General features: G+C 45.2%; 12 protein-coding genes. 6 read left to right on the top strand and 6 right to left on the bottom strand.

Translation table 11 applies throughout. The annotated features are described in order from the left end of the window. Positions 1-149 precede the first annotated feature (149 nt). Genes QUB20_RS19970 through QUB20_RS19960 form a run of 3 tightly spaced genes read left to right on the top strand, consistent with a single transcriptional unit; the run spans position 150 to position 5,197 of the window. A complete protein-coding gene (locus tag QUB20_RS19970; protein WP_333243869.1) occupies positions 150-3,389 on the top strand; it encodes a tetratricopeptide repeat protein in 3,240 nt (1,079 codons plus the stop codon). 7 nt (positions 3,390-3,396) lie between these two features. Beyond that, on the top strand, positions 3,397-3,789 hold the full coding sequence (locus QUB20_RS19965; protein WP_333243872.1) for a hypothetical protein: 393 nt from the start codon (positions 3,397-3,399) through the stop codon (positions 3,787-3,789). Position 3,790: 1 nt separating this feature from the next. Continuing rightward, a complete protein-coding gene (locus QUB20_RS19960; RefSeq protein WP_333243875.1) occupies positions 3,791-5,197 on the top strand; it encodes a hypothetical protein in 1,407 nt (468 codons plus the stop codon). A gap of 158 nt (positions 5,198-5,355) precedes the next feature. Here QUB20_RS19960 and QUB20_RS19955 read toward each other — a convergent pair whose 3' ends face one another. From QUB20_RS19955 to QUB20_RS19935, 5 genes are all read right to left on the bottom strand, one after another. Then, positions 5,356-5,859: a TniQ family protein gene (locus QUB20_RS19955; protein WP_333243878.1), complete on the bottom strand. Its 504-nt coding sequence runs from the start codon at positions 5,857-5,859 to the stop codon at positions 5,356-5,358. Next, the gene (locus QUB20_RS19950; RefSeq protein WP_333243882.1) at positions 5,859-6,695 is read right to left on the bottom strand and encodes a TniB family NTP-binding protein; all 837 of its coding nucleotides are present in this window, start codon (positions 6,693-6,695) and stop codon (positions 5,859-5,861) included. The genes QUB20_RS19955 and QUB20_RS19950 overlap by 1 nt, the downstream gene beginning before the upstream one ends. 3 nt (positions 6,696-6,698) lie before the next feature. Continuing rightward, positions 6,699-8,381 (bottom strand): Mu transposase C-terminal domain-containing protein, encoded by a 1,683-nt coding sequence (locus QUB20_RS19945; protein WP_333243886.1) that lies wholly within the window; start codon positions 8,379-8,381, stop codon positions 6,699-6,701. 533 nt (positions 8,382-8,914) lie between these two features. Next, positions 8,915-11,476 carry a primosomal protein N' gene (gene priA, locus QUB20_RS19940; RefSeq protein WP_333243889.1) on the bottom strand — a complete coding sequence of 854 codons (2,562 nt, stop codon included), beginning with the start codon at positions 11,474-11,476 and terminating at the stop codon, positions 8,915-8,917. Positions 11,477-11,555: 79 nt separating this feature from the next. After that, positions 11,556-12,626, bottom strand: coding sequence for an ATP-binding protein (locus tag QUB20_RS19935; RefSeq protein WP_333243892.1), 1,071 nt, complete (start codon positions 12,624-12,626; stop codon positions 11,556-11,558). A gap of 334 nt (positions 12,627-12,960) precedes the next feature. Between QUB20_RS19935 and QUB20_RS19930 the strand changes: the two genes are divergently transcribed. The 3 genes from QUB20_RS19930 to QUB20_RS19920 are packed head-to-tail and all read left to right on the top strand — an operon-like array spanning position 12,961 to position 14,395. Beyond that, positions 12,961-13,251, top strand: coding sequence for a hypothetical protein (locus QUB20_RS19930; RefSeq protein WP_333291602.1), 291 nt, complete (start codon positions 12,961-12,963; stop codon positions 13,249-13,251). Beyond that, positions 13,241-14,185, top strand: a complete 945-nt coding sequence (locus QUB20_RS19925) for a fused MFS/spermidine synthase (RefSeq protein WP_333054082.1) — start codon at positions 13,241-13,243, stop codon at positions 14,183-14,185. Before QUB20_RS19930 ends, QUB20_RS19925 begins: the two co-directional genes overlap by 11 nt. 39 nt (positions 14,186-14,224) lie before the next feature. Continuing rightward, positions 14,225-14,395 (top strand): YqaE/Pmp3 family membrane protein, encoded by a 171-nt coding sequence (locus tag QUB20_RS19920; RefSeq protein ID WP_333243895.1) that lies wholly within the window; start codon positions 14,225-14,227, stop codon positions 14,393-14,395. 350 nt (positions 14,396-14,745) lie between these two features. On the opposite strand, the gene QUB20_RS19915 is transcribed toward QUB20_RS19920, so the two are convergent. Next, on the bottom strand, positions 14,746-16,008 hold the full coding sequence (locus QUB20_RS19915; RefSeq protein ID WP_333243898.1) for a lipid-A-disaccharide synthase: 1,263 nt from the start codon (positions 16,006-16,008) through the stop codon (positions 14,746-14,748). Positions 16,009-16,120: the final 112 nt, after the last annotated feature.

The following is a 16,120-nucleotide window of genomic DNA, read 5'->3' as shown; positions in this document are numbered from 1 at the left end:
GCTCTAAAATTTACCCGAAAGTGGGTTAGAAATAGTGTATTAAACAATATAATTTCAGTAGCAATAAACTTTTTGAGATTAAGCCGAAGCCTATTGTCTACTCTATGTCTAAGGTAAACTGGTAAATAGCACAATCTGATTTTAGCTAGATGACACAGAATGCCAGCGTACAAACCCTGCTAGAGCAAGGACACGAGCAACTGGATCGGGGAAAGTACCAAGCAGCACTAGAAACTTTCCAGCAGGCAGCTATACTAGAACCGCAAACCCTTCAGGTTTTGTATGGATTGGGTTTAGCTTGCTATAAGCTGTCCGAGTATCATGAGTCAGTTAAATATTTCGATCAAGCTCTGGAGATTCAGAAAGATTACCTTCCAGCATTGGCGCATCGAGGTTGGGTTTATAAACAACTGAATCAGAATGACAATGCTCAAACAGATTTTGAAAGAGTGCTTAAGATTAAGGCCAAAGATTATGAAGATTGGCAAGCTCGAAGCAAGGCCTTTTTTGAATTACAAAAGTATGAAGAGGGACTCGTCAGTATAAACAAAGCGATTGACCTAAAACCTGACTCTCATGAAGCCTGGATGTATCGTGGCATTACGTTAGGGGGCTTAGGTCGCTATGAACAGGCACTCGCTAGTATAGACAAAGCAGTTAAGCTTAAACCCGACTCCCATGAAGTTTGGATGTATCATAGCATTTCGCTAAGGAGCTTAGGTCGCTATGAAGAGTCACTCGTCAGTATAGACAAAGCGGTTAAGCTCAAACCCGACTCCCATGAAGTCTGGATGTATCGTGGCATTACGCTAGGGAGCTTAGGTCGCCGTGAAGAGTCACTCGTCAGTATAGACAAAGCGGTTAAGCTCAAACCCGACTCCCATAAAGCCTGGAGGTCTCATGGCATTGCCTTATGGAATTTAAACCGCTTTCAGGAGGCAGTTGCTAGTTATGACCGAGCTATAGAAATTAACCCTGACTACGAAGATGCTTGGCTCAGACGTAGCTATGGAATATTTAAACTAAGTAAATTAAAGCGCTTTGAATTTTTACTCACCAGTTGTGAAAAAGTCCTAAAAATCAAACCTGAAAACGCGGAGAGCTGGTTTGATTACGGCAATGCCTTAATCGGTTTACGTCGGGTGGAAAAGGCAATTGGCAGTTACGACAAAGCCATAGAAATTGACCCCGACTATTCGGAAGCTTGGAAAAGCCGAGGCTTTGCACTCAAGTGCTTAGGTAACTTGGAAGAGGCGATTGACAGCTATGACAAAGCCATAGAAATTGACCCCGACGACGCAGACGCCTACTACCAAATTGGCATTCTGCTCGAAGATTTAGGCTACTGGGAAGATGCCTTCGACAGCTACGATGAAGCTGTGAAAATAGACCCTGATTATATAGACGCTTGGCAGAACCGCAGCAAGGTATTACTACGCCTAAATCGTTCTTTAGAGGCTTTTGCCTCTTATGAGTGTACGTTAACCTTAGATCCCCAAAATTTTTATGCCTTAAATGGCAAAGGCTTAACGTTAACAAATCTGCTACATTACGCAGAGGCGATCACAGCCTATAAAGAGTCCATATACTATAGTGAAAAACAATACTGGAGAGCTTGGCACAATCTAGGTTGGGCACATATTAACTCAGGGCAGAGCTACAAGTTAGCCTTAAAAACCTGGGCTGACGGCCTGACAGCCCTTAAAGCAGAGACAACCGACGGTTATCAAGAAGGTTGCGGAGTCTTGCATCACTCTATCGGCAAAGTTTACTACCGACAAGGACGCACACAGGGAAAACGTGACTATTGGCACAAAGCAAAAAAAAATTACGAAAAAGCATTGAAGTTTCTAGAGAGTAACTCCAAACTCGGTGAAAGATATCTTGAAGTTTTACAAGATTTGTACCGTATCTATTTAAACTTGGAGAAAATAGAGAAAGCTGAGGAATTACAACGAATTGGAGCGGATCTGTTACGGCGCTTGCTAGCTGAACCCAAGCATCCTGGTAAGAAAAAACAGCTTGCCCTCAAGTTTGTAGGCTTTAGTCAGTTAACTGTTGATTTATATGCTCAGTCCGAGCAGCTAGTAAAAGCCCTGGAAACCGCAGAACAAGGTAAAAATGCCTGCTTGACTTGGCTCCTCTCTGGCTGGAGGGAGGACTATCCAACACCTAGCTGGGAAAGAATTCAGCAGCTTGTAAATTCCAAAACGGCTGTTGTTTATTGGCACCTCAGCCCTGCTGCTCTCACCACATTCATCATCAAACACGACGCCTCAGAACCCATACTCATCACTTCTTCCCCACCAACGAACCCTGAAAAACTACCCACCCCAGTACGACGCTTACAGGAATTTGAAGACTGGGTCAAAGATTGGAATCAACAATACGCTGAGTATCGCAAAGGTAAGAAACAGGGAGGAGCAAGTACAAATAGCTGGCGTGAACAGCTTCCAGAAATGATGACTCGGCTGGGTAAAATACTTGATATTCCCGCTATTTTGCCTCAGCTAAACAATATCAGCCAGCTAATCTTGATTCCCCACCGCGACTTGCACCGCTTCCCCCTCCATGCCCTGTTTCCCGACACCTTTACCATCACCTACCTGCCCAGTGCTCAACTTGGCATTGCTCTTCTAGGTAGAGAGGCTAGGATCGAGGGGAATCTCCTGAGTGTGGAACATCCAGATAGTAAAGGCTTTTATCCCCTTCCCCATGCAGAAATCGAATCTGCTGCAATTGCTCAGCTATTTAACAATCCCGCACCCAAACGGATTGCTGGTCAAGAAGCAACGGAAACCACAGTGAAAGATGCCTTAACCACTGGATACAATATCTTTCACTTTACCGGACATGGCATCTATGATTTCCAACATCCCCAAAAATCAGCCATCGCACTTACTGGTGAGGAATACCTAACGCTAGAAGAAATTTGCAAAATCAACCTCAGCGGATACCAGCTAGTCAGCCTGTCAGCTTGTGAAACTGCCATCACTGGCAACCAAACCATTACGGAAGAATATGTTGGCTTAGTCAGTGCGTTTCTCTATCAGCGTGTCCACTATGTTATCAGTACCCTGTGGACTGTGACTGATGATGCTAGTAGCTTGCTGATGATATACTTTTATTGGCAACTGAAAAAAGGCAAGTCACCCGCTGTTGCTCTCGCTAAAGCAACAAAATGGCTACGAAATTTAACAGATGGAAAACTCGAAAGGCTGTATAGAGTAATCTTTGCCCAACTTCTACCAGATGACAAGCCTCTCCGTCCCTTTCTCAGAAGAAAGCTAGAACAACAGCGTAAAATGAAATTATTTCAGAAGAAACAGAAGCGCTTTGACGATCCTTATTATTGGGCAGCTTTCACAATTACTGGTAGGTATAATTGATTTCCTTATGAAACCTAACGACATAATTACTCTTACAGCCTTCCTTACTGCCCTAAACCAGCTAGATGAGCCTTTGCCTGCGAATATCCAAGCCAAATTAAATGAAATTGGCAAAGCCCTCGCCGCTGATCCAACGAATCTCGGCAACTTAGATGTGATCGCTGAGAGCTATGAACCCTTGGATACAGTCTACCAAGAAGAGCTTGCAACCCTTGAGAGTGAGGTTGGTGAACGTAATAAAGCTGAGCCTCCACTTCCCCTACCGATTGTACCTACCGAAGAACTGGCCAATACTGCAATTGATACTTTTAGTTCCGATGACTCGGTCTCTACTGCTAAACAAGCTGCAAAACCTAGTATTCTGAAACAGATTTGGCAGTCTATCACTGGCAGCAAATAAAATGTCTGACAAAATTATTTATCCCAGTATTGATTTATTCCTTTATGACTTAAAAGATGGTTTGGGTCAAGATGAGGGGAAAGTTGATAAAAATTGTCTTGATTTTTGTAAAAAAATATACAACGATTTAGACGAAGAGAGCTTTCAGGAAAAATACAAACAAATCCAGAAGCATAAAAATACTGATGCTGATGCTATCGAGTTACTGGAAACCAGAAGGAGGGAATTTCAATCCCCGTTAGATGGTTACTACTACCCTCTGCAACTTGGTGACACTTATGCCCTCCAGGTTGACTACTCCGGCAAAGAGGATGCCAACGGTAAATCCAATGATAAAGAACAAGACCTTGACGATGAACCTTTCTTGAACCTAAAACAAGAAATTGAAAAACAAATTTATGGTGAGACAGGCACACTCGGACAAACCTGGTTAGCTTGGGGAAAACTGGCAGAAAACAAGCCCGAACATGAAATTGAGAAGATTGCCAAAGGCTGCTATACCCAACTCGTTGGAAAGTATAACTGGGATAGAGATTTTATAGGCAAAGGTCAATGGTTCGGGGGAACAGTCTTTGAGTTGTGGTACTGCCCGGAAAATCTGGGTTTAACGGGTAAAGAATTTTGGGAGAAGTTTAGGAGAGAGAATCATCACGTTTTAATCTGGTTATTCCCCTATGACCAATCTCCAGACGAGATGAGAAAAAATTTAAATAGTGTTTATTATGATTTTTTGCGCTTATTTCAATACCGCCATAAAGTAGTTTGGGCATACTATCAAAGTAGGCATCAAAAATTTCTCCTCAAAAAAGAATATGTTGATATTCAGCCCTCGATTAATCAAACCAGTGATTTACCCAGGCAACTGCAAGCTAACAACATGAAATTAAATCAACTTCAAAAAACTCTGACCGATAACCTAATTAACCTTTCTGACTATACTATTGCCTTAAACTATCTAGAAAATCAACGCCGTACAATTAAAGTCAATCTAGAAAATTATAAATTTCGTTCAAAGGAGATGAGTACAAAATATACAGGTAGCAATTTAGAGTTTCTAAAAAATTTTAGTGAGGGTGATATTTATGCTCAAAAATATCAACGACAAATAGACGCAGACTATGAAAGTCTTAGTCCCGGATTAACCCTACTGGAAAACCTAAATAGCGCCATCCAAGGCATCATCGACCTAGAGCAAACCAAAAGCGATCGCGCCCTAGATAATACAATTGCGATCGCGAGTGTTGGACTAGCTATCAGTGGGCTTACCGCCACTGTTGCCACAGCTCATAACCCTTCACCCAAATCCTATACCGACCTTTCTTTCCTACTATCGCCAGCCTTCGTGTTGAGCATTACCTTCAGCGCACCTTTTTTAATTGCCTTACTCGTTCGCATCTTCCGCCGTTAAAGATTCCGCATCCTGCTGCTGTAATTGCTAGATGCGATCTCTTTTTTCTTGCTGAGTGCAATTTTGACTGGTATCTGTGAACAGTAGAAATGTCTATGCCGAAAGATTGCTACAAGCTCACTCTCAGTAAGCAGAGGGAACCTTATCTTCTCAAAAAATCAGCAAGGTTTCTGATACTCCGTCATCTTCCCAAACTCCATAAAGCAACGCTGACACCAGCCCTCCGTCCACCAAGCCGGAACCTTAAACCTTGCCCCGCAGTTGGGACACTCCGACAGCAAGCGTAATTTGTGCCGATCGCACCCCTGCATCTCTTTAAACTGCCACTCGATCCGGTGACAAGGGGACTCAGTATAACAAGCCCCACACAACCGAATCGGCTCCAACTTCATCCCCACCCCAGGAGGCGGTAACATTTCCTGTAACTGTTCCTTTTCAACTCCCACCACCGCCGCCAACGCCTCCAACTGCTGAGGAGAAGGAGGCGGATTAAACCGAAACTTTTCCCAACGGGCGATCGCGCCTCCCAACCCCGCCATCTTACCCAACCCAGTCGGCGTTAACTTATTCGCCCGTCGAAACCGTCCCAAAAAATGGCTCAAACTCTCACCTTCCAACGGTTCCACCCGAAACAGCCAAGGCTGGATATCGATCGCTTCCATCACTTGTACTCCCCAGTAACTTCTTTGAGAGTTTCCAAATCAATCCTTGATAACCCCTTCTTCAAAGCCCGAATCGCCGCCTCCCGGAGAATCATATCCAATAGCCCCACATAACCTCCAGTCGCTTCCCCCAAAGTCTTCAGCATCGCCTTACTAGAAAGATTAGAAGCCACAGGTAACAGTAAAACCCTCTTTTCCCAAACCTCCACTGTCCGCTTAAACTCCTCCCCCGACAACTTACCAAACCGATGACTTGACCGAAAACGGTTATAAACCTGTTCATCTCGCTTAATCACCGCATCTAAGCGATCGGTTCCCACCAAAATCACCGGAATTTCCAACCTATCAAAAATATCGCGCACCTCAGCAAACGTCTTAGGCTTAAACCGATCCGCTTCATCAATAATCAGCATCTCCACGCAGCACCCCTTGAGCACCCGCATCGTGCGATCGCGAATTTCGGCGATCGTTCCCTTAACCACCTGATACTTCAAATGCTCAAGAATCACGCCAAACAATTCCTTCGCGCCACACTCTTGCGGAATTTGGATGTAAGCCACAGGAACCGTTGGCGGCTGTCCCGGCTGCTGAAGAGGTTTGTGCCGTAACCTGTAAGCATCACACCCCATAGTTTTGCCCGTCCTCGACTCGCCCACAACTCGCCCCGACTGCCGAGACTGTCGCTTTCCTTCGAGCCAGTCATGGAGAATTTTAACCTGTTCCAACTGCACAAAAGTCTTGCGGTTCAATCTTTGAATTTCCGCTTGAATTTTTTCTTGATTAAGCGGAATATCGCCTAATTCCTTAGCGACTGCTTGGGCTTCTTGATTCGTCATTTTTTACCACCCGTAATCTTCGCGCATTTGTTCGTAATCCAATACGTCCGGCATTTCTGGTTCAGCTTCAGTGTTGTGCGATACCACTTCCTCCGGTTCCGGTTCCATAGATACAGGCTGTTTTGCCTTACGGAGTTCACCTTGTTCAGCCTTTTGGCGTTCCTTTTTCGTTTTCTTCTGAGTGACGAAAGTGTCGCGATCGCGCACTTCCTCCAAAATCGAACGGTTAGTAACCGCTTTCCCAGCTTCCCGAACCTTGCGGCTACTAGCTTTCGCCTCATTTATAGACAGTTGCTCTGTCTCCAAATCTTGAGCATACGCACGAGCTAAAAATACTTCTCGATTGCCCTCAGTTCGATAGACCAAGACTGTTGTAATGTCTCTAGGGTCATATCGCAGCACCACGCTTTCTCCAGCGTATCCTGCCAAATTTTCGCCTCGATAAGTCAAATTTTCAAACTGTAAATAGCCACCTCGATAAATTGAGCGCCGCGTCTGCTTCATCAAGCAAATATCTAAATCTCTCTGAGAAATTAGATTGGGAACAGCAATCAACCCTGCTTCCCACCGTTGAAACCGCGACTGGTCGCCCATTCGGGCATCAACACTCTGGTTGTATTTATCAACAATAAAGCGCACCAGCAGTTGTTCTAATTCCCGCAGCGTCAGACAAGCTTCTTTCTCGGCTTCTTCTGGTCGCTTTTGCACATTTGAACCCGTATATCCCGGTAACATCGAAAACAATTCAGTGTTAAAAGTGCCAAAAGGACGCTCAACAATACCACCTTCAGAAGGGCGATCGCGTAAATGACAAACAAACCCTAACTGCACCCCAATCTGTTCCAGATGGTTAGAACGGAACTCCTTACCGCCATCTGTATAAAAGTGCTCAGGTTTGCCATAAGTCCCCCATTCGCAATGGAGTTGATAATCTGAGCCATACTGCTTGGGTAAAATTGCATGGCGCAATGCCAGCGCTACCACCTGAGAACTCGGTGCATCGTAGGCCAAATTAATGCCCACAATGCAGCGAGAATAGGTATCAATCACCGTTGTAAACCAAGGACGAGCTAGAGTGTGACCATCTCGATCTACCAACAACACATCTGCAAGGGTATGGTCACATTGCCAAACATGGTTGCTGTATTCCACGGATAAATCTTTGCCATCACGAGTCTTAACCGATAGTCGCGAGCCTCGCCATCCCTTACTCCTGACAGTTTGGGTTTGCTCTTGCTTCTCAATAATTGGTTGCAGAACCCGATATACCGTTCTGTAACTGGGGTAATCTTCTTGACCTAATTCTTGCGCCCTTGCCTGAACACGAATCGCTACTTGGGCAGGGGTAATGCGTTTACCACCTTTATTGCCCTCCTTGTAGGTTTTAAGGATGAAGTCTTGCCAGTCAGGGGCGATGCGATGCTTTCCTTTATCGGCGCGTTGATCCTGGTTAAGACCTGCTAATCCTTCTTGCTCCCACTTAGCAACCAATCGTCGCACCGTTCGCACTGATACGCCCAGCTTTTGGGCTGCTTCTCTTTGCCTTTGCCCATAGGTGCGGCGATCGCACGGTTCCATAAGGCTCTGAATTACCTCCTGCTTAACCTTTGCTTCATCTGAGAGTGCAGTCACTATTTCCTGAACTTCAACAGGGCTAGCTGTTTCATCTGAGGAAGGGATAAGCATTTATACCTCCAAGCAATTGCTGCATAACGGTTTATACATAAATGTTTTGATTGCAACATCTATGTATGATAAAGCAAAAGGACAATAATGTGTCAATCCTTAAAAAACTCGTAAAAATAGCCGTTTTCAAGAAAAGACACATAATTTGTCAATCATAGAAGAGCGGACAACTAATTTGTCAAAAGTCTCCCGTCGTCAAAGAAAGGTATTAAAATAGCTTAAAGCCTTGCTGTATAAGGATTGTGAAGCGGTAAAAGATAGCGGTCAATAATTTGGCAAGTGGACAAATAATTTGACACTCGACATAATTTGTGTGAAATGTGGCTAAGATGCCGTTTGGGCGATCGAGAAGTCTAATATACAAAAACCAGCGGGAGCATCTCACCTTTGCAGCCCTCCGCTAGAAATTGGAGTTTTGAGGCAGGAGTTTTGAGGCAGGAGGCAGAAGGAAAGAGGAAGAAGGAAGGAGCCAGAAGAAGTATTTTTACAAATATGAGATGCTCCCAAACCAGCCCCCACCCAACCAATAACCCTCAACCAAAATTCAACGGATCGACATCAATAATTAAACTAACAGAACGCGGCGTGCGATCGCGCAACCCGATCAAATCCGACAAATCCACCGACTCATCCAAAGGCAACTTCAGCAAAATCTGCCACCGATACCGATTTGCCACCCGCATAATCGCCGCAGGTGCAGGCCCCAACAACTCACATCCCGGTACAGACAATCGCTCAATATACTCCTGACAAACAGACGCCAATTGTACCGCCGTCACCGCAACTTCCGCCGCATCTGCACTGCTCAATCGCAACAATACAAGCCGCCCCGAAGGTGGATAATTCAGCGCTGCTCTTTCGGCTAATTCTGTTTCCACAAAACCCGCATATTCGTGCCGCCTAACTGCTTGAATAACCCGGTGTTCGGGAGTGTAAGTTTGAATAATTACCCGCCCCGGATCGTCGCCTCTGCCCGCACGGCCCGCGACTTGAGTTAATGTTTGAAAAGCTCGTTCGCTGGCCCGATAATCAGATAAGTTCAGCAACCCATCAGCAGACACAACTCCCACCAATGTTACTCCCGCTAAATCTAACCCTTTCGTCAGCATTTGCGTACCCAACAAAATGTCAGCTTCCCCATTAGCAAATTGCGTTAACAATCTGCGGTGGTCGCCCTTATTTTTAGTCGTATCGCTGTCAAACCGAATTGCCCGCAATTCTGGAAACAATCTCGTTAATTCCTGTTCGACTCGCTGAGTGCCACTACCAAAGTTTTTGAAGTAAGGAGAACTGCAATCCGGGCAATTTTGGGGGTGTCGTTCGGTGTGATTGCAGTAGTGACAGCGCAATATTTCTGCTGTTCCTTCGCCGACGTGGTGATAAGACAGGGAAACATCGCAATTCGGGCATTCCATCACATAGCCGCAACTCCGACAAGAGACAAAGGTACTGTGTCCTCTTCTGTGAATAAACAGGATACCTTGCTGTTGTCTTGCTTGCAATTGTTCGAGCGCGTTTTGCAGGGAAGCGCTGAAAATTGAGCGGTTTCCTTGCCGCAATTCTTGGCGCATATCGACTATTTCCACAGGCGGCATCGGGCGGGAATAAATGCGATCGGGCAATGATAAATAATGGATATTTGGTAACGAGTAATAATCTCGGCGCGTCCCCACCAAAGTCTCTAAAGCTGGCGTTGCGGAACCTAAAATTAAGGGACAATTTTCTAATTCGGCGCGCCATTTGGCAACGGTGCGGGCGTGGTAGCAGGGGGCTGGTTGGTCTTGTTTGAAGCTGCTGTCGTGTTCTTCATCGAGGATAATTAAGCCGAGGTGAGGTAAAGGTGCGAAAATGGCCGATCGCGTGCCGATGACAATTTGCGGGGTTCCAGTCAGCATCTGACGCCATGTATCGTAACGTTCGCCGTCGGATAGGGCGCTGTGGTAAACGCAAATTTGCTCGCCAAAACGGGCGCGGAATCTGTCTGTAAGTTGCGGTGTCAAACCGATTTCGGGAACGAGTACGAGGGCGGATTTGCCGCTGGCTAAGATTGGGGCGATCGCCTGCAAATACACTTCGGTTTTCCCGGAACCTGTAACGCCGTGCAGCAGCACTTGACGGAATCCCGAAAAAGAGTTAATAAACGCTAAAGCTTCAGCTTGAAAATGAGTTAAAGTCTTCGGTGCATCGGGCAATTGAGAAATTCCGCGATCGCCCCTGAGCACTTCCCTTTGGTCAATTACAACGCTACCTTTTTGTTCCAAATTTTTGACAACAGAAGAACTCGCGCTGCAAATTCTCAATAAATCGTTCAGCCACATTTCACCGCCGCCGCGTCGCAAAACTTCCAATACTTCTTGTTGCCGCTTGGTTAAATCTGTGACAAATGCACTAGCAATTAATGTCACTGCCGGTTTGAGTTGTGGTTTGGGAGGATTGGGAGGTTCTAAATAACTTTCTACCCAACCGCGTTTCAATAAATCTTTCAATCCTCGATAACTTCCCTTAACTTGTCGCTGGAGGTATTGCCAAGTGTAATCGCCGTTTTTTTGAGCTTGCAGCAATTGCAAAATTTGACTCGCTGCCGGATTGAGAAATGTTTCGGCATTCGGAGAAATTGCGTCCTTAATTAAGCGAATTCGGCGCACGGAACGGCTTAACAAACCGGGCGGCAGTGAGGCTCTAATTACTTGAATTAAAGGTGTGCAATAATAGGTGGCAGTGCGATCGAGCAATTCCCAGTAAGTCGGTGGGAAAAAACCCGCACTGACAACATCTTCGACATCTTTAACCCTTGTGGGATCTAAGTCGCGTGGCAGTTGAGAAATGAACCGAATCGCGATCGCACCTACCTGTTGACTGCCAAAGGGTACACTCAAGATATCCCCTGGTTGCACGGTAAGTTCCGCAGGTAAACGATAGGTAAATAACTTATTTTCCTCCCCAGGCGAATCCCCCGCAACCCTGTAAGGAGAGTCCACCAATACCTCGATCCACTCTGCTTGCACGGTGGGGCGCTGGGGCGGTTCGCTGCTGCCGTAGGATGCCCCGGCTTCTGCCGCTATAGGGGTTGACAAACCAAAAGTGACAGTAGACATAGGGTTGCACATCAAACTAGGAGGAGCCGCGGTCAAAGGGAGTTTTCATTATCCCTCAGTTTAGCTCGATCGATCGATCTTAGCTGCGGGAATTGGCGATCGGAATCTCGATCGCCAATTCAGTCCCTTCTCCAATTGCGGAGATGCACTCTAACCTCCCGCCGTGTTTGTCCACAACAATCTGATAGCTAATTGACAATCCCAAACCCGTCCCGTGCCCAACTGGTTTGGTGGTGAAAAAGGGATCGAAAATTTTCGCTTTTACAGATTCATTCATTCCCAGACCATTATCTTTGATGCTAATTCTTGCCCAATTTTCGGAAATAATAGAAGTAGTAATGGTCATCTCGATAGGGTTGGCTTCTATCTCGTCCAGTGAAGATTTTTGCTCTCGCTCCCGCAGGGCATCAACAGCATTATTAATGATGTTCATAAACACCTGATTTAATTGCCCAGCATAACACTCTACCTTGGGCAAATCTCCATAAATTTTAATAAACTTTATAGCGGAATGACCGGGTTTTTCTTTGGTTAGGTGCTGCAAAATTAACAATGTGCTGTCAATTCCTTCGTGAATGTTAACTGGTTTTTTTTCAGCTTCATCTACCCGCGCAAAGTTGCGTAAAGTCAGCACTATTTCGCGGATGCGCTCGGAGCCAATTTTCATTGACGAAAGAGTTTTTAACAAATCTTCGCGCAGAAAGTTGAGGTCAATTTTTTCCAGAAATTCTTCAATCTCTGCATCTGTTTCGGGATACCGATCCTGGTACATTGCGAGCAATTTTAAAATATCGCCTGCGTAGTCATTGACATAGGTAATATTGCCGTAGATGAAGTTAACAGGATTGTTGATTTCGTGGGCAATACCAGCTACCAAAATGCCCAAAGCCGACATTTTTTCGGCTTCAATCAATTTAAGCTGCGTTGTTTGCTGGTTTAAGAGAGCTTTTTCTAGTGTAGATATTCTTGCTTTTAAAATTTTTTCGGAATCTCTAAATTCCTCAGTGAGTATTTTTAGCAAAGATTCTTTTTTTTTATTAAAGGCTTCTAATTGGCTGCGTTCAGTTTCCGACTTTTCGAGTTTTTTCCGCAAAATTAGATTTTCCTTTTCCAGTTTGTTGATTATTTTTTCCCAGTCTGTTGGTTCCATCGGCTATTATTTTGAAAATAAAAATAGTGTAACAGCGTTTTTATTAGACAATTTACTCGTAACCTTTAATTAGTTATAAAATAGTCGCACATAGACTCTGCATTATTGTCAAAATAATTCAAAATGTCATTGTTGTGGTGGATTTAAAAATTTTATCTAAGATACATTCAAAATGTCAAGTTATTAATAACAAATATGGTTAAAACCGATCGCTACTTTTATTCTCCGCTCTCGCATTTGCCGGGTTTTCATCCGATTATTGATAAATAAGCAGGCCGATCGCAAACTTATCAAGGCGGGCACAGCGCGAAAAATTGCCCCATTCAGACAACCTTTGTACAAAACCCGCCCCCAATGCAAAGGGGAAATATTAAATGTGAGTGCGATCGACTCCGGGGCGACGGGAAAAGTGATCTCGACTGGGTGGGCGATCGCCCACAAGCAATCTCAAGTACCAAGGCGCTTCCGAGTTCCCAGAACGCAATCACACTATACCATTGCTGAAAAATCTCAATTTAATGTGTCGATCGTACTCACACACCCGCACCATTGTGTGATAAGAACTACTACTTGTGACAACATCGACACAGCAGTTTATATTTGGAGAGTAATTGATGTCAGGTAGCGAAGTTCGTGCAGACTTTTGGATGAGCGAGTACATTACCCCCTGGGATATTTACGTTCACGGCATCATCGCGGTGCTCGCTTACAAGAAAACAGCCTATCAAGAAATGTACGTGGTTCAGACCGGTACCTACGGCAAAGGCTTAGTTTTGGACGGTAAGTGGCAATCTTGTACAGGCGACGAGTTTCTGTACCACGAACCCCTGGTACACCCAGCCATGATTTGTCACGGTTCACCCAAAAAAGTCCTAGTTCTCGGCGGCGGAGAAGGAGCTACAATTAGAGAAGTGCTGCGCTGGAAAACAGTTGAAAAAGTCGTGATGATCGACATTGACGGCGAAGTAGTAGAAGCTTGCCGCGAACACCTGCCCGAAATGCACCAAAACGCCTTTGATGACCCCCGCTGCGAAGTAGTAATCGGCGATGCTTTGGACTATTTAGATAAAACTGACAATGATTGGGATATTGTCATTTCTGACTTGTCCGATCCCATTGAAGAAGGCCCATCTTTCCAGTTGTTTACCAAGGAGTATTTTGAGAAAGTTCGCAGCGTAATGTCACCTAACGGATATTTCGTAGTGCAAGCGGGCCCCGTTTCTCCGGCAGAAATGAAAATGCACGCTCGCATTGTAAATACCCTGAAATCTGTTTTCTCCAACGTTCAATCCTGCACCAGCTTTATTTCTACTTATGGAGCTCCTTGGGGTTTTGCCGTAGCTTCTAATCAAGAAATAAATACGCGACCAGATCCAGAAGTTACTGACAAATTACTCGCCGAGAAAACCACCGGCGGGTTGCGGATGTTCGACGGAATTACACTGTTGGGGTTGATGCAAGTTCCCGGTCACTTACGGCAGGTAATCGCCGCTGAAACCGAAGTTTACACTATGGCAGCACCGCCTAAGTTTTTCGGGAAAGGTTCGGTTAGTCAGTGAAGTTAAATTGAAAGAGGAAACTCGTTTGGAGTAACTGAGATGAGCAATTTAATCCGCATAGTCGCTGCAATTTTTCTTCCCCCGCTGGGCGTATTTTTGACTGTCGGCATCGGTACTGATTTTTGGATCAACCTGGTTCTCACGTTTTTGGGCTTTATTCCCGGCATCATTCACGCCATTTGGGTGATTGCTAAGCACGATCGAGCTTAAGTTATTGTAGGGGCGGGTTCACCAACAATATTTATTAGCAGCGAAAGGGATAGATAAACCTGCCCCCACCCCACTAACAATCTGTATCTACCTTTATTTATAAAATACTGGAATAATGCAGATTGAGATTTACCGTTGGGTGGGGGCGGGTTTATTTAAATGATGAATTACCGTCAGAGATTTGTGGTGAACCCGCCCCTACGATACAAATCAAATTATTTCCTATTTTATTTATAAAATACGGGAATAATGCAGATTGATATTTACCGTTGGGTGGGGGCGGGTTTATTTAGATTATGAATTATAGTTAGAGATTGTTGGTGAGCCCCCCCCCTACGAGGTTTTATGGATTATTGCACCTCAATTTCTTCACAAACCAATTCAGCAATTTTTTTCGCCGCCCCCGATTCTCCTCGAACCGCACGCAAACGATCGCCCATTTGTGCTAATTTTTCAGGATGGCTCAAATAGTCGATCGCCAATTGAGCAATTACTTCCGGTTCCAGCTTCCCAATTAACTCCGGCACAATCTCCTCCTGTGCCCAAATATTCGGCCAAGCATAAAGCTTTCCCTTTCCCAATTGCCAGATTAGCCAATTAATCACCGTAGCAAAAAATGAACCGACTAACGGCAAATTAGCCAGCAAACCGGGCAAACCATCCCAAGCTTTCATCGCATCCAATTGCTGCGTCGGAATCAAAACAATCATCGGTACAGCTAAGGAACCCAATTCCGCAGTATTCGCTCCCACAGTAGTTAAACACAGGCTGCATTCTGATAGCAAATCGTAGGCGGGCGTCTGCGTCCAAAGTTCTACTTGCAACTTATTTGCTGTCTGCAAAAACGGCCGTTCTGTTAAATGAAGTTCGGCGCTAGCGTTCTCAAATAAATGCAGGCAAGGATTTTGTTCCGGGTTGGCAAAACGTGCTAGAGTTTGCACATCTAAGGTAGGAGCAACGGGAATTACAAAGCGAGTTTCAGGGCGGACGCGATGGATGGATTGGGCGATCGACAAACATAACGGTACACCTAAAGCTAATTTTGCCGCTTTAGAACCGGGCAACAATCCAATTAATTCTATTTTCCGTAGGGGCGGTGCCCCCGTCCCCGCCCTGCCCGATTTCCCGTTCCCTACTTCCGCGATCAAATCTCCAACAACTGTAAATTTATTAGCATATTTTTGGGGAATTTTAGCAAAAACTTCCGGTTTCATCGCCGCAAATTTATCAATCCAGCGATACCACCGCGCGTCCCATTCAGCATAAATAACAGTGCGATATTTTAGCCTTTTGCCAATAACAACCGTAAAAAATTGATCGCCGCCTAAAAACAAAACAACTCCTGTTTCATACCAATCCCAATTTTCAGCAGTTTTGCCCGATAATAAGAATGGAAAAAAATGCTCCGGTGCTTGCACTCTGTCCACTTCTGGGTAGGAACAAGCGATTTGTGCTTCTTTCCCGGTGGCGTGCGGACAGGGGGACAGCACCACAGAGATTCGCGCTTGAGTGCCCGCGTTTGCCAATTGCTGGCGCAAAGCTTGCACGGCGGGACGCACCCAAGTTGCCAATTCTCCGGGGCCGTTGGAGAGGATTAAAATATCTACTGCCATAGGATTTAAGATTTGAAAGGATGCAAGGGAGAATTTTTGACATCCACCCCGCCGTAGAACGGCGAGGATTCCCAAACCTCACGATTTAGGTTTCTGCTTCTGTCCCTTACGG

Source organism: Microcoleus sp. B4-C2 (genome assembly GCF_036705265.1).
GTDB lineage: Bacteria > Cyanobacteriota > Cyanobacteriia > Cyanobacteriales > Microcoleaceae > Microcoleus.
Note: the sequence above shows the minus strand (reverse complement) of the source record. Positions and strands in the feature narration are given on the sequence as shown.